Here is a 15,089-nt window from a genome sequence, read left to right on the forward strand (position 1 = left end):
GAGACTGCACCGTGCGGCAGCATGAATTTCATCCATAGTCGTGTGCAATCAGGGCCGCTGCCTTCGCATGCTGAGCCCCAAAAGCATCTGAACCGCAGGCCAGGGGCCTAGGCACCTTCGTGCCGCTGGCTCCGACGCCAGCAGGACTTTCAAGTTCGACGGCGCGCGTGGACGGAGCCGTCTACAGCTCTAGGTGGCGCATCGCGACTTCTACCTACTGGCCTAGCTGCGTGGCCGGCAATACATGACTAGATCGTGCAGGCCCTCTCGCTCGCCCAGCAACTGGCCACGGATCTCCCACGTATCGCGGTCCAGCCAGTAGTCAATTACCTCGTCACCGGCCTTCACCGCCAGCCGCCCATCGGCCTCTACCGTGAATTCGATGCCCGCCCTTTGCAGCCAGTGTGCGGCGCCAGGCAGTTCCGGCTTCTCGCCGGGCGGTCGAAGCAGGTCCTCGATGGCCAACTGCACCTTGATGGCCTCGTCATAGGTCAGGCTGGCGATATGCGCCTCCTCGTGAGGGATCGCCAGCAGCTTCGCCATCCAGGCATAGGCGTCATGCCGCGACATGCACGCCGGCGGCGCCCAGAGGCTGTCAAACATCCGATGCGTCTCAACGCGAGCCGCCCTCAGGTTGTGATCGGCCAGCGTCCCCATGGCCAACGTGCCGTCGCTGATGACGACCTCCCCGCCTCGCAGGACCACGCGGGCGCCTGGCTTGTGGCAGCCGACATGGGCGTCGCAGGCTGTACAGCGCCAGATGTGGCGATCGGCCAGCTCCTCACGGTCTGGATACACGTCCATGCCCGGCACCAGCTCCACGCCCGATTGGCAGTACGGGCAGCGATCGGCCGGCCCTACGGGAGCGCGCGACGTGTGATCGGTCATTGAAGCGGCGATGGCGTTCATGTGCGGGTGGACGACAAGCTGCGGCATGGTGTACTGTATAAATAAACAGTATTTGATGCCACCCCACCATGTTTGCGCCCACCCAGGCGGAGCTCATTCTGAACTCCGTAGACGAGCCGTCCAGTGCCGAAACCCCGGCGCTGGCGTTGTCTCGCCTGGAAGCGCCCGAGCCTGCACAGGTTCCAGCTACCGCCCCAAGCCAGCTGCTGAATCCGACCCAGAACGCAGATCCCCCAGCGCCGCCCCTTCCCCCGGAGCTGGCTGACGCTGTCTGGCGCGGCAACCAGCTCGGCAGTGGCCGCGCCGCCTTCGTGGCGACCGGCTTTGCTGAGCTCGACGCTCAACTGACCGATGGCGGCTGGCCTTGCGGCAGCCTCATCGAAGTGCTGCAACCGCAGCCCTCGCTTCTGGAATGGCGGCTTATCGGTCCCAGCCTGCGGCCCCTGGTCTGCGGCGGTCGCACCGTCGTCGTCGTGGGCCATCCCAAGCAGCCGCATCTGGTCGGCCTGCGCCATCTCGGCATCGAGGAGGACAACCTGCTCTGGGTGAAGGTCGACCTGCCGTCGCACCGCCTCTGGGCGACAGAACAGGCGATCCGGTCCAACTCAGCTGCGGCGATCCTGACCTGGCTGCCGCAGGCCCGGCCAGAGCAGCTACGTCGCCTGCAGGTCCTGGCGCAAGGCTGCGAGGGTCCCGTTTTCATCATCCGTCCCATTGAGGCTCGACACGACCCGTCGCCGGCGCCATTGCGTGTCATGGCTTCGGTGCTCTTTGACTGGCAGATCAAGGTAGAGATCTTCAAGCGCCGAGGGCCGGCGTTGGAGACACCGCTGCTTCTCGATTCCATCCCTGGCGGACTTCACCACGTGCTGACCGAGCGCCTGCGCCGGCCAAGCCTGGTCCGCTCAACCAACGAGGCCCGCCGTGCTCTGGGTCGCCCTGCTCATCTCGCCCAAGCCGCTGCCAGAACCGCCATCGACGCCATCGCCCGAGCTGCAAGCCTCTGACGCCCTGCGAGGGCTCGCCCTCTGGTGCCTGCAGTTCACGCCTCGCGTCGCCACGGTCGAGGGGTGCGCAATCGTCATGGAGGTCGAGGCCAGCCTGCGCCTGTTCAAAGGCCTCTCCGCCCTGAAGGAGCGCATCAGCGACGAAGCCCCGGACCTGGGCGTCACCGGCATCGGCTGGGCGCCCAACGCCAAGGCCGCGTTAGTCCTCGCGCGCTGCGGCGTGTTGGACCTTGGCGACCGGCTGCTGCAGCCCGTTCTCGATCCACTGCCCCTCGTCGCGCTGACCGCCGCCGCGGCACACGCTGATGTGCTGAGCCGCATGGGAATCAACACGCTGGGCCAGCTGCGAGGCCTGCCACGTGATGGCGTGAGTCGGAGGTTCGGTGCGCCGGTCATCCTTGCGCTGGAGCAGACGTATGGCAAATACGCTGAGGCCTTCAAGTGGGAGGTCATCCCCGAAGAGTTCAGCACCCGCTACGAGCTGCCAGCCCGCGAAGACAACGCCCCCGCGCTGCTCGAGTACGCGCGGCCGTTGTTGATGCAGATGTGCGGGTGGTTGAGCGCTCGGCATGCCGGCGCTCTGGGCTTTCGGTTGCGCTGGATCCACGACTCCATGCGCTCCAAGGATGCAGGCGATGGCGGCGAGGTGACCATCCGCTCGGCCGAACCCATTCGCGACCTGGAGCACTTCACGCGGCTGCTGGCCGAACACCTGGCCAAGCTGGAGCTCCTCGCACCGGTCGGGGAGCTGCGCCTGGACGCTGTCGGTGTCGAGCTGGTCACCGAGAAGTCGATGTCCCTGTTGCCCGAGCGCCTGGGCGACGGCGAGTCGATCACGATGCTCGGTGAACGCCTGGCCGCACGCTTCGGCCCGGAATGCGTGGTGGCCCCCCGCCTGCTGGACGACCATCGCACCTCCTGTGCGGTGCGGTGGACGCCGGCAGCCAAGCGCAGGGCGCGTACGCCCGAGCCCGTCCCAGAACTCGCTGCCGCCACGATCTTGCAGGGCGAGCCACTGCGCCTGGTCGTTCGCGATGGACAACCGCACTACCAAGGTCCGCTGACGCTGTTGGTGGGGCCTGAGCTGGTCGAAGGCGGTTGGTGGGATCGCCTGCCTGGCACATCGTCGACGCGCAACGTGCAACGGGACTACTGGGTGGCCCAGTCGGAGACGGCAGGCACGCTGTGGATCTTCTGCACGCAGTTGGCCGATGGCGACCTGGCTTGGTTCCTCGACGGGATCTTTGCGTGAGGATGCCGTGGCCGACGACCTTCCCGACTACGCCGAGCTGCGGTGCATCAGCAACTTCAGCTTCCAACGCGGAGCCAGTTTTCCGCAGGAGCTGATCGAACGCGCCCACCAGTACGGCTACTCGGCAATCGCCATCACCGACTACTGCTCGGTGGCCGGCATCGTCCGCGCACATCTTGAAGCCAAGGAGCGCGGCATCAAGCTCCTGGTGGGCAGCCAGTTCGAGGTGACGGGCGAGCTGCCTTTCACGCTCGTGGTCCTGGCATGCAACATCAACGGATACGGCAACCTCAGTCAGTTCATCACCAAGCTGCGGCGCAGCTCCAAGAAAGGGACGTACAAGCTCAGCGTCGACGACATCCAACGCGATGAGCTCGATGACTGCGTCGTCATCGCCTGTCCCGAGCGCCACGCCAAGCCAGACACGCTCCTGAAGCTTGGCCGCTGGCTGCTCACTCACTTCATCGGACGCACCTGGCTTGGCGTCGACCAGCTCCGGCGCAGCGATGACCAGATTCGCTTGGAGCGCCTGCGCGCGGTCAGCGCCGAGACCGAGATCCCGCTGGTTGCCGTGGGTGATGCAACGATGCACGCTCGCAGCCGCAAGCCGCTGATGGACGTGATGACCGCAGTCCGGCTGCGCAAGCCGCTGATCGAATGCGGCAAGGCGCTCGACATCAATGCCGAACGGCATTTGCGCATGCGCGGACGTCTGGCGCGCACATTCGCCGCGGACCTGCTCGCTCAGACCCTCGTGGTCGCCAATCGGTGTGATTTCAGCCTGGACGAGATCCAGTACCACTATCCCAGCGAGGTTGTGCCCGATGGAGAGACGCCGGCCAGGCATCTGAGGCGCATCACCTATGAGGGTGCAGGCAGGCGATGGCCGGATGGCATCTCTGCGGCGGTCAATGAGCAGATCGAGCGCGAACTGGCCTTGATCACCGAACTGGGCTACGAGCACTACTTCCTCACCGTCGCGGACATCGTCCGCTTTGCGCGCAGCAAGCACATCCTCTGTCAGGGGCGTGGTTCGGCAGCGAACAGCGTCGTCTGCTATGCCACCGGCGTCACCGAGGTCGATCCGGCGAGGCTCAGCACCCTCTTCGAGCGGTTCATCAGTCGCGAACGAAACGAGCCGCCGGACATCGACATCGACTTTGAGCACCAGCGCCGCGAGGAGGTCATCCAGTACCTCTACGAACGGTACGGCCGCGAGCGCGCGGCGCTGACAGCAGTCGTCATCTCGTACCGGATCAAGAGCGCGCTGAAGGATGTCGGCAAGGCCTTGGGTTTCGAGCTGCCGCTGCTCCAAGCGCTCGCCGACAACTTCCCCTGGTGGGAGGGCCAGGAAGACATCAACCCGCAGCGCCTCAAGGAAGTGGGCATCGACGTCAACGACCTCGCGGTGAAGCAGCTCATCGCGCTGGTGAAGCAGATCCTCAACATGCCGCGGCACATGTCCCAGCATCCGGGCGGCTTCGTGCTCAGCAACGGGCCCGTCACGCGCCTAGTGCCGGTAGAGAACGCGTCGATGGTCGATCGCACCATCATCCAGTGGGACAAAGACGATCTCGACGCCGTTGGGCTGATGAAGGTCGACGTCCTTGGTCTCGGCATGCTCAGCGCCATCCGCCGTACGCTGGACTTCGTCAGCCAGACCAAGGGCTACGAGTTCTCCATGCAGGACATCCCGGCGGAGGACCCTGAGACCTACGAGATGATCACCTTCGCCGACACCATCGGCGTGTTCCAGATCGAGAGCCGGGCGCAGCGCTCCATGTCGCCGCGGCTCAAGCCAAAGACGTTCTACGACTTGGTCATCGAGGTGGCCATCGTGAGACCCGGCCCCATCCATGGCGGCATGGTCCATCCGTATCTGAACCGGCGCGACGGCACCGAGCCCATCATCATCCCCAGCGAGGAACTGAGGCCGGCGCTCGAGCGGACGTTGGGCGTGCCCATCTTCCAGGAGCAGGTCATGCAGATCGCCATGATCGCGGCCGGCTACACGGGCGGCGAGGCCGACGGCTTACGTCGAGACATGGCCGCCTGGAAGCGCAAGGGCGGCTTGAAGAAGCACTACGAGAAGATCACCAAGGGCATGGCCGAGCGCGGCTACGACCCAGAGTTCGCCGAGTCGATCTTCAAGCAGATCGAGGGCTTCAGCGAATACGGCTTTCCTGAAAGCCATGCCGCATCGTTCGCGCTGCTGGTCTATGCCAGTTGCTGGCTGAAGTGCCATCACCCGATGGAGTTCTTCGCCGCGATGATGAACGCTCAACCCCTGGGCTTCTACTCGTCCAGTCAGCTGTACCAGGATGCGCGTCGCAAGAACGTCGTCATCCTGCCGCCCGACGTCACGTACAGCAACTGGGAGTGCACGCTGGAGCCACACGGCGACGGCAGTGCCGTGCGCTTGGGCCTCAAGATCGTCAAGAGCCTCAAGATCGAATCGGCAGAGGCCATCTGCGCGGCGCGAGCAGAGCATCCGTTCGAGAGCGCCGAGGACCTGGCCAGCCGCTCAAGGCTGAACCAGCAGCAAATGACGGCGCTGGCATCCGGCGATGCGCTGGCCAGCCTGAGCGGACACAGGCGTCAGCAGGTTTGGAAAGCGAGCGCGCTGCAGAAGGCGCCACCGCTCTTCCAAGGCGTGCCGATCCCCGAGGACTACCTTGAGCTGGAGCGGGGACCAGAGGGCGAGGACGTGATGTTCGACTACGACTCGCTGCGGCTGACCCTGCGCACACATCCGCTAGCCCTGCTTCGCCAGCAGCTTCAAGAACAGCCGCGCTTCAGGCTGTTGACGTCTGGCCAACTGAACGACATGCCCGATGGCCGGGAGGTGCACACCTGCGGCATCGTGACGACGAAGCAGCAGCCTGAGACCGCCAAGGGCGTCATCTTCCTGTCCCTGGAGGACGAGGCCGGCGAGATCCAGCTCATCATCTATCGCGGCATCTGGGAAAAGCCGCACATCCGTCCGGTCGTGCTGAACGGGCAGCTGGTTGCCGTGAAGGGGCGGCTTCAGCGCGAACACGGCGTCAGCAACATCGTCGCGAGCCACCTCGAGGACTGGTCTCCACTGCTCGGTGGGCTCGCCACGACGAGCCGCGATTTCAGATAAGTTCAGCTCGTGCCCTACCAGCGCGTGCGAACGGATCGGCATGTCAGCTTCGCAGCGGCTGCTGCGTTCATGACCGGCGTCGATGCGGCAGCTATGTGCGACAAAGCCGAAGTTCAACTCCAGGGTTGACGGTCGCCACCGCAGCGGGAACGGGTATTCGGTCAACGGCGGCGAACTGGCGCCCTCGGCCAGGAGTAGGCGTCGGGGCACGACTGCTTCCGTCCGGCCCCGCTGCTGGCCTCGCTCAGATAGAGTGGCCGGCATGAATGGGCGGCCGGCGAAGGGGTTCGCCGATGCGGCGCGGGGCGTGACCTGCAGACGCGGTGGAGTCTATGAACGTGGGGAGTGCCGAGCGAGCGGCAGCCCACTAGACTCGTCCAGAGGAGGGCCCAGGTGCGGTCGCAGCACCGGCAACACGTGGAGGGTGAGATGGCGAGCCGAGACTCTTCGTATGCAGCGATCGGCACGTCGACGCCGATCTTCGTGCCCTCTGCGTTCACCTCTGATCCCGTGCGGGTCGGCGTCGACTACTTCTCCATTCGCGTCTACGCGGCGCAGGTTTCCTTCGTGGGCTCCATTTGGAGCAAGGTCCGGGCAGTGCTTGTGTCCACGCAGGTTAACCTGCATCACCAGCTCCTGGGCGAAAAGGGCCTGCGCTCCCTGCAGCAGGCGCGCGCCGTCAATCCGAGCGTCGATGAGCAACTGGGCCTGGCGGTGAACCTCGTAGACCTGACGCCGGCGGTGATGTCCCAAGTCTCCCTGTCCGTCGACTTCCATCTGGACAAGGAAAATCGGCTGACCAAGCTCGCGGCGCTCGTCAACAAGGACAGCTTCTCTGCCGTCCTCTCGCTCGCGCCCGGGAGCGTGGCGATCGCCAAGACGGTGAGCGCGCTGGCCGAGGACATCGTGCAGACCTTCCTGCCGGCGGAGGAACAGGAGCCCATCCTGCAGTTCACTGGCGACTTCAACCTGTCGACGAACGAGCTCACGCCCGGCTACTACGTCGTCCTGGGGTCGCGCGACGCTGACAACCCGATCCCGTCACCGCTTCCACGGCTGGAGGTGAAGGATCAGCGTGTGTATGCGGGCGGGCAGCCGCTGTCGGGCCTGTCGTACGTGGTCATTGAGGTTCGCAAGACCAGCGCCCGCTCCAGAGACCTGGGCGTTGGCACGCAGTGGGACGATCGCCTGCGCGAAGCGGAAGACATCGCCCAGGGGCTACTCGACGATCCGTTGGCCGACGACGAGGCACGAAAGAGCGCGTGGGAGAAGTGCCGAACGCTCATCCGGGAAGCGCAGACCTTCCTGCGTGCCGAGCCAAGCTACTTGCGCGCCGAGGCAGAGCAGATCGTGAAGGCGGCGTTTTTGCGCTGCCGTGAGCTGGCCATGCAGCCTGTGCTCGAACGCAGCTACCGAGGCAAGCGAGACAACGACGCATCGTCCTGGGTTCCCGATGAGCGCGCAGATCGACAGCTTCTAGCGATAGGCGCGGACGAGGACCTGGAGCGTGAGGTACAGGCCTATGCCGAAGAGGTCGTCAAGGCACGTCAAGCGCTAGCTGGCTGGTGACCCATGGCCGCCACCCGGCTCGCACCGTTTGATCTGTCGGGCGGGGCACCGCTGTTCGAGAAGTGCCCCGCTTGTGGCGTCGCATGGCAGCCCGTGGTCTGGCTTCTTGCCGACGTCGCCGAGAACCCCGACCTGCGTGCGCGAATCCTAGACGGGAGCATCCACGTCTTTCGCTGCGAGGCCTGCAACACGCAGACCGCCACAAACGCGCCCATTCTTGTGGCTAGAGACGTCGAGGGCTCCCGGCTTGTGTTCTCGCCCTCCCCGGGCACCATGAGCTTGGATGACCACAACCAACTCGTGTTTGCGCTGGGCATGCTGCGCGAGGTGATGGAGGACTTGTGGGACGACTCGCTGTTCTCAGAAGTCGAAGTGGTCGCGCGTGCCTTGTTGCCTCATGCCCTGAGCGCCACGCCAACGTACCCGGTCAAGGGATTGACGACCGCGCTCATCGAGGCCGACACGGGCTGGAAGCAGCAGTACCTGCTGACGTGTGTGCCCCAGCTCTATGAGCCTGATGTCGCACAGGAGCTGGACGAGCGAATTGCCCGGGCGCGCGAGGAGCACAAGTGGGAAGCCCTCTGGGAGCTGCGCGAGCAGCGCGGACTCCTGGAGAGCTGCCGCCGCGTGGGACCTGAACGACTTCGAGCGCTGCTTCCGGCACCCGAGGTCTACGATCCTCAGACATCGCCGAACGATGCCCTGAACAAAGCGGCTGGCGCGCTGCGCGCGCAGGATCTCACTCGTGCAGTCGCCCACCTGGAACAGGCCACGCGCGAGCTGACCGCGACCAACAACCCTTTGCTGTGGGCGGAGCTGAACATGATGCTGTTCCAGCTCACGCGATCGACCGGCCATGCGGGTGGCTCGCAGCAGCACCCGCTCGAGCCGATCACACGCGCCGACTTTCAGGCTGGACCGTGGCTCGCGCGGCGCAGCCAATGCCACCTTGTTGTAGCGCAAGCAATGGCCGATCACGCCCTGGCCGATGAACAGTATGAGCTTGCTGTCGCAGGATTCCGCGCGCTCGGCGATGAGAGGTCGCTGGCAGCGGCGTACGACGCCCTGGGCTATTGGCGCTACCAGTATGGCGAAGGCGGTCCCGCCGATCGCGTAGAGGCCTCCTTGGTGTGCTACCAGGCAGCGGCAAATCTGGTCGACCGTGAGGAGGACGCGAGCGCTTGGGCCGCGATGCAGTTCAACGTGGGCAATGCCTTCCTGGAGCGCGAGAAGGGTGACGCCCTGTCGAACGCCACCCAGGCGGTGGAGCATCTGGAACGCGCAGCGGAGGTTCAGCATCAGTTGTCGGAGGACCGTCTTCAGGAAACCTTAGGCCGCCTGCGCCTTGCAAACCTGAAGAGCTTCGAGGCGCGACTTGCGAGCGATCCGCGCAGTGCCGATCTGCGACAGGCGCTTGCTGCACTTGAGACGCGCGATTGGGAAGGCGCGTTGGCCGCTTATCAATCCGCGATTGCCGTCACCGAAAAGATGCTCGCCGAGGAATACAGCGAGGAGAATCGCCGAGAGGCATTCGGCGACTTTGGTACCGCATACGCCGCAGCTGCGTACATCTGCTTCCGTCTGGGTCGCTTGGGCGAGGGCATCGCGCTTCTTGAAGGTGGTCGCAGCCGTGTGCTGTCCGAGGAGATGGAAGCCTTCGATGTCGACGAGGGCCTTCTGGCTCCTGAGACGTGCGAGGAGCTTGAGAAGGCGAGGCGGGTCGTACGCATGCTGCGCACGACGAAAGTCATCTCCACCAAGCCTGGGGCCGACGACAAGCGCGCCGAGCTGGTCGACAACATGAACCGCACCGCGTGGTTGGAGTTGACGGCCGTCATTGCCAAGATCAAAGCGACGACGCCAAAGGCCCTCAGAAAAGACATCGACGAGCAAGGACTCCTCGAGCTTTGCCCCGAAGGCGGGGCGCTCGTCTTGCCAGCCTTCAGCATCGCCGGATGCGCCGTCCTCGTTGTTCCGGGCGGTCACACGCAGATCACGGCCGAAGACCTGCTGTGGCTTGACGAGTTCACCGACAACGATCTCATCGCACTCATAGGCGAGTGGAACAACTCGCAGGCCCACGCGGCACGCGCTGAGCGCCGCAAGGGTGTTGCCGCAATGTGCGAGCGGCTGTGGTCCGTGTTCTGCGCGCGCGTCGCCGAAAAACTCAGGGCGCTGGGCCTGGCCGAGGGCGCTCCGGTCGTCGTCCTTCCGCAAGGGGGGCTCGGACTGCTGCCGCTGTCGGCGGCTTCATCAGGCCCCGAGTTCTCCGGGAGTCTGCTGGACAGCTATGCGATCTCATATGCGCCCAGCCTGCGCCTGCTGTCCATGATGCAACGGCGAGCAACCAAGCGCGCCGGGCAGGCGGACTCCTTCTTGGCCATCGCAGACCCGTTGGGGGATCTTGACTTCGGCCGTGCTGAAGGCACCGCGATCGCCGCGCTGTTCGAAAAGACGCAAGCTGCAGTGCTGGCGGGCGCGGCTGCCAGTGGGCAAAACGTGATCGGCGGCGTCCGCGGCAAGCGGTATGTCCATCTGAGTTGCCACGCGTTCTACACGACCGAAGGCGGCAACTTCTCCGGGCTTCAGCTTGCGCACGATGCGCTGACGAGGAGCAACGAGGGCCTGAGTGCGGCCGCAGAGCGACGGCCTGCGCTGGAGGAATTCTTCCTGGTGGGGCAGCGCTGGATATCCTTGGAACTGGACTTGTCGCAGTGCCGCCTCATCACGCTGTCTGCGTGCGAGAGCGGCAAGACGGATGTGGGCCGCCCAGACGAGTTCCTGGGCCTGCCGGCGGCCTTCATCAGGGCGGGTGCGGCCGCGATCATTGGAACGGCGTGGCGTGTGGACGATGCCGCGACCCTGCTTCTTTCGCGAAGGCTCTACGAGGGTCTGCTTCGTGATCGCCTGAGTCCGGCGCAAGCGCTGCGCGCGGCGCAGCGTTGGCTGCGTGACGCCACCAATGAATCGCTCGCGCGCTACTACGGCGCAATGCAAGAAGCTGGCGTGGCAATCGACCCGTCACTGCTGCAACGGGAACTGCGTCGCCACACGCTCGCAAGCGCAAGAGAGCGGCCGTTCTCTCACCCGTACTTCTGGGCAGCCTTTGTGATCTACGGGGCTTGAGGGTCTGATCGGAAGCACGGATGACCTTCGGCGCGGCCGTTGCTTCCTACCCCGCTGAGCCAGGCGGTTCGGCAGCTTTCGGGCGGCGAGATCAAGTCGGCGGATGTCTCTTCAGGGTCGGGCAGAGCCGTTCGGCTGTCGGACTCGAAGCGCAGCAAGCAGCCTGGTGCTGAGGTTCGATGAACTTCGGCTTTGGGCGCACCTTGCTGCCGCCCGCTATGCGAGGTTGAACGGCTGCACGTGGCCAGGATTCTCTGTTCGCGGTCGTCGCCGACAGCAGCCGCACGGTCTGACAAGGCATGAGGGCCCGGTTATTGAGGTTGCCAGTTCACCTTCCCGTGCATGATCGCGGCGCGTTGACCGGCACGGGCAGCGGCGCGCGAGCCCACGCCGGCTGCGCTGTCGCAAGCGGCTCAGTCGCCCTCACTCCCCACGCCATATTGGTACTTGCGTAGCGCCAGGCTCTCGTCCGCGCGCTGCTTCTCCGCGTCGATCCGGCGGTCTAGTTGCTCGGTCAGCCAAGCAGAAAACGTGCGGAGCCGCTCGTCTTCATCTGTCCTCCAGGCGCCAATCTCGTCGCGTTTGCGTTCATACGCCTTAATCATGCCGTCCTCGCCCCACACAGTGCCTGTGGTCTCGAGCGCGGCAGCCACCTCGTGCCAAGCCCTGGACTGCTCCGGGACCGCCTTCACGATCGCCTTGCAGATCTCCAGGATGGGCGCGCCACCACCGTAGGCGCGCGTGACGGCCAGTACGAACTCGATGTCGTGCTTGGAGTCGCGAGCCACCAGTTCAAGCAGCAGGGACTGCAGCGGCTGCTCGAAGTTAGGGAACACCGCCTTCACCAGCTTGGCGCCCCCACGATAGCTAAACATGGAACGCGCATCCATGTCGTCGAAGTTCTGGCGAAGGAGCTGAAGCAGCGGGGCCGGGTGCTCCTGGAGCAGCTGGTTGAGGCCATGCAGCTGGTAGGGTATGGCCTCGAACTTGTCTTCTAGAACGCTACGACCTTCTGCACGACGCTGACGCCGTTCGTCGACCTCAACCTTTAGCCTCGATGACAGGAAGCCTAAAACGGCGTCGATATCGCTCTCACCGACGGCACGGAGGACCTCCTCAGTCTGGTAGTCGAGCTCCTGCAGGTTCACCAGGCTGACCAGGACCTCGTCGCGATCCGACTTCTCCATCGCGGTCACCAACGACTTGAACTCCCGGCCAAACCAGAACACCTTCGCCCACCGGGCGTCGTCGTGTTTCGCTAGGGCCCGCAGCCCACGCATAAACACATCCTTCGCCTTGGCACATCCTTGCCCGTGGAGCGTGGCCGCAACACCCATGGCTATGCTCAACGCGTCCCGCTGATCCAACTCCTCGGCACGAGCCACAACTGCCACCAACATGTCCAACCGGTCGGGCCCGACTTTGAAGAGCGACTTCGCGATGGCGACCAAGTGCGTTCCTTCGACCAACCAACGGTCGATGACTTCACCCACTTCCTTCTCCCGGGCGCTGAGCTGCAGGCCGCCCAGCAGCGGGATCAGAAACGGCTGCATGGCCGCCTCGTGTTCGGTCACCAGTTCCAGCGCAAGATCGGGCTGCTGGCGCGCCAGCAGATCGAGGAACTCGTAGTACACCGGAAAGGTGGCCAGGTCATCCGACTCGGTCTTCGAAAACTCGAGGATGCGGTCCCGCCACTCCACCCGGTTGTCGGCGTTGATAGCCTCGATGTATCCGCGGGCTGCTTCCAGGCGTTTGGTGTTGCCGTAGTCCCATTCCTCTTCTCGAGTCTTGAGCCTCTCCCAGTCTCCGAAGATGCCTTCAAAGCCGATCAGCTGCTTGTAAATCTGATACTCGTCGTGCAGGGCGATGGCATCGCGGATCGCTAAGGCTGCATCGGCGACCTCGGTGGAAGTCGCGTGAAAGTAGTTCCAGTAGCCGTGGTGCTCGATGTCCTGGAGCAACGGCATCGCCTCCGTCGGCAGGAGGCCTCGCCAGAAAGTCAGCACATCGATTGCATCGCGCTGGAACATCTCAGCGGTATCGACGTCTTGCGGACTCCGCTCCCGATGGGTTGCAGCATTCAGCGCATTGATGATGCTCTCCCTGTACCGGATGGCGTCCTTCAGCGGATACATCCGTTTCAGCAGGGCGATGGCACTTGCACGCATGCCGGCGACGTCAGCGGTACCCGGCACGCTGCCGCGCGAGATCGTCACCGCGTTGTACGTCCACTGCCGTCCTTCCATGGACGGGGCCAAAGTCGTATTGACCACACCGAGGACAGCCTGGCAATCGGCTACGAGCTGTGCGTCAGTGAGGTCGGCCAGCTTTCTGACCAGGCTTTTCTGAGGTTCAACACCGAGTGCCGGGAAGAAGTCGAGGTCGATGGTCGCAAGACTCTGCAGCGCGTTCTGGGCCTTCTTGACCACATCCATTTCGGACGACCGGGTCAGCTCCAATAGGAAGTCCACCATCGCCTCCATGTGGGCGTATCGGATCGTGTTGGGGACGTCGATCGCATCGCAGATCAGCTCGGCTGCCGACCGGTAACCCCGCGCCTTGATCGGCTCGCCGCAATCCTCGAGCGCTCGTTCAGGCAGTGACCGCACGAAGTTGACCAGCGTCGGTATGACGGCTCCGTGATACTTCGGTGCCAGGACGCTGAGGATCTTGAGGGCACCGCGGATTTCGTCGTAATCGGCGGCGCTCCCCAAGACGGTTTCGACGCGGCGAAGCTCTTCGTCCAAGCGCTTCTGTACCGCGACGGAAGGGTTGTCCATCAGTTTGGACAGCGTGGCGACGCGCAGTTCCAGATTCATAGGTCAAGCGACTTCACCAACAAGTCTTGCACAAGCGGATCCTCTGCTGCGAGGCGTGCCGTTTCGGGATTCATTGGCAGGTAGCGGTTGCCTATGTCCTGCAGCATGCCGGACAACTGGAGCGTCTTGGCCTCATGCTCGGCGAAGTCCCTGGGTATTCCGAGCGCCTCTAGCCGAGAGAAGAGTTCGTCTTTCACAGGTGTTTCCCATGCGTCGATCATGCCTAGAACGATGCGATCGAGGTTCTCGAACCGCTTGCTCCGCAGTTGGTCCAGAGGAACCGCCGCGACAGCCAGCGGCCGGCCCCTGATCGGCACCACGGCGGTGGCTTCCTCGATGGCTGCATCCAGTAGCTCGATGTCTTTCCAGATCTCGAAGCCGTCGTCACGCAAGGCTCCTTCGAGTTTCCCGTCCCGAACCAACACGATGTGACGTCCAGCCTTCGCCTTGATATCCAACGCGGCTTCGAGGATCCACGAGTCAGGAATGTCCCTGCGCCGCTTCTCTCGCTTCTCTTCGCCGTTGAACGGCGGACTGACGTTGAAATACCGAGCCCAAGCTCTATCGCCGTGCTCGCCGGTGAACGGCAAGACCTCGATCTTGTTGGCAGCGAGGTACGCCCTCAGGACCTCTACCGAGTGACGATCCAAATCGGCCCGGCTGGGCACCCGCAGGTCTGGGTTGACGATGCCATCGCAAATCATGCCAAGTGACCCGCGCTTGAGTTCGCCGAGCTTCGATCGCACCGCGACCATCACTTCGTCGTAATCGTCAAGCAACTGCGTCCGGCGTTCTTCCAGGACGATGAGCGGGATGTAGAGCTTCGCCACGCCTTGCTGGACCCGCCTGAGCAACCGGGCGAAGTTCGGATGCCCGAACGGCGTCTGACGCAGCAGACTCGTGTCGAAGATGATGTGGAAAGTGTCCATGGGCTCCGACCGACGGCAGCAGCGCGGATCCCGTGATGATAGGGTCCGGATTTATGTCCCCGACCAAGTTGCGCGGCCAGACCGTCAGGCTCAGGAGTCCTTTGACGGCCTGGTCAAAAGCAGTGGCGAGAGCGCGTACGCCATTGGTTCAAGGCTGCTCAACCTGTTTGCCGGCGTCGAGCAGAGAAAAGAGCCCCGGCCGTAGCCGAGGGCTGGACCCTCATCGCGTACGGATGAAGCCTGCTCATGGAGATAAAGCAGGGAGCGTGTGGTCCCCGCCATCGTAGAGCCGAGCGAGTGCACCTCGTCGACCAACCGTCCGCCGGAAATCGAACTAGGCGGTCGCGATGA

Annotated in this window: 8 protein-coding genes; 5 read left to right on the forward strand and 3 right to left on the reverse strand. The window is 64.1% G+C overall.

All coding sequences use genetic code 11. From position 1 onward, the window contains the following. Positions 1–222 precede the first annotated feature (222 nt). A complete protein-coding gene (locus ACXJLH_RS25540) occupies positions 223–909 on the reverse strand; it encodes a zinc-finger-containing protein (RefSeq protein WP_457447130.1) in 687 nt (228 codons plus the stop codon). Between the two features lie 68 nt (positions 910–977). On the opposite strand from ACXJLH_RS25540, the gene imuA reads away from it, so the two are divergent. From imuA to ACXJLH_RS25565, 5 genes are all read left to right on the forward strand, one after another. After that, positions 978–1,916 carry a translesion DNA synthesis-associated protein ImuA gene (imuA, locus tag ACXJLH_RS25545; RefSeq protein ID WP_457447132.1) on the forward strand — a complete coding sequence of 313 codons (939 nt, stop codon included), beginning with the start codon at positions 978–980 and terminating at the stop codon, positions 1,914–1,916. Continuing rightward, on the forward strand, positions 1,834–3,168 hold the full coding sequence (locus ACXJLH_RS25550; RefSeq protein WP_457447134.1) for a Y-family DNA polymerase: 1,335 nt from the start codon (positions 1,834–1,836) through the stop codon (positions 3,166–3,168). The genes imuA and ACXJLH_RS25550 overlap by 83 nt, the downstream gene beginning before the upstream one ends. Next, positions 3,128–6,295 carry an error-prone DNA polymerase gene (locus ACXJLH_RS25555; protein ID WP_457447136.1) on the forward strand — a complete coding sequence of 1,056 codons (3,168 nt, stop codon included), beginning with the start codon at positions 3,128–3,130 and terminating at the stop codon, positions 6,293–6,295. The genes ACXJLH_RS25550 and ACXJLH_RS25555 overlap by 41 nt, the downstream gene beginning before the upstream one ends. Positions 6,296–6,724: 429 nt before the next feature. After that, positions 6,725–7,864, forward strand: a complete 1,140-nt coding sequence (locus ACXJLH_RS25560) for a hypothetical protein (protein ID WP_457447137.1) — start codon at positions 6,725–6,727, stop codon at positions 7,862–7,864. Positions 7,865–7,867: 3 nt separating this feature from the next. Continuing rightward, positions 7,868–10,990 (forward strand): CHAT domain-containing protein, encoded by a 3,123-nt coding sequence (locus tag ACXJLH_RS25565; protein ID WP_457447139.1) that lies wholly within the window; start codon positions 7,868–7,870, stop codon positions 10,988–10,990. A gap of 413 nt (positions 10,991–11,403) precedes the next feature. On the opposite strand, the gene ACXJLH_RS25570 is transcribed toward ACXJLH_RS25565, so the two are convergent. Together ACXJLH_RS25570 and ACXJLH_RS25575 are read right to left on the reverse strand one after the other, a co-directional pair. After that, complete coding sequence (locus ACXJLH_RS25570; protein WP_457447141.1) at positions 11,404–13,809, reverse strand: hypothetical protein; 2,406 nt, start codon at positions 13,807–13,809, stop codon at positions 11,404–11,406. Beyond that, positions 13,806–14,738: a PIN domain-containing protein gene (locus ACXJLH_RS25575; RefSeq protein WP_457447142.1), complete on the reverse strand. Its 933-nt coding sequence runs from the start codon at positions 14,736–14,738 to the stop codon at positions 13,806–13,808. Before ACXJLH_RS25575 ends, ACXJLH_RS25570 begins: the two co-directional genes overlap by 4 nt. Positions 14,739–15,089 lie beyond the last annotated feature (351 nt).

This window comes from Roseateles sp. P5_E4 (genome assembly GCF_054049255.1).

What these genes read in the sequence shown, in the direction of transcription:
- imuA (WP_457447132.1), top strand. Translation starts at nt 978, where the DNA reads ATGTTTGCGCCCACCCAGGCGGAGCTCATTCTGAACTCCGTAGACGAG.
- ACXJLH_RS25570 (WP_457447141.1), bottom strand. Translation starts at nt 13,809, where the DNA reads ATGAATCTGGAACTGCGCGTCGCCACGCTGTCCAAACTGATGGACAAC.
- ACXJLH_RS25560 (WP_457447137.1), top strand. Translation starts at nt 6,725, where the DNA reads ATGGCGAGCCGAGACTCTTCGTATGCAGCGATCGGCACGTCGACGCCG.
- ACXJLH_RS25575 (WP_457447142.1), bottom strand. Translation starts at nt 14,738, where the DNA reads ATGGACACTTTCCACATCATCTTCGACACGAGTCTGCTGCGTCAGACG.
- ACXJLH_RS25540 (WP_457447130.1), bottom strand. Translation starts at nt 909, where the DNA reads ATGAACGCCATCGCCGCTTCAATGACCGATCACACGTCGCGCGCTCCC.
- ACXJLH_RS25555 (WP_457447136.1), top strand. Translation starts at nt 3,128, where the DNA reads ATGGCGACCTGGCTTGGTTCCTCGACGGGATCTTTGCGTGAGGATGCC.
- ACXJLH_RS25565 (WP_457447139.1), top strand. Translation starts at nt 7,868, where the DNA reads ATGGCCGCCACCCGGCTCGCACCGTTTGATCTGTCGGGCGGGGCACCG.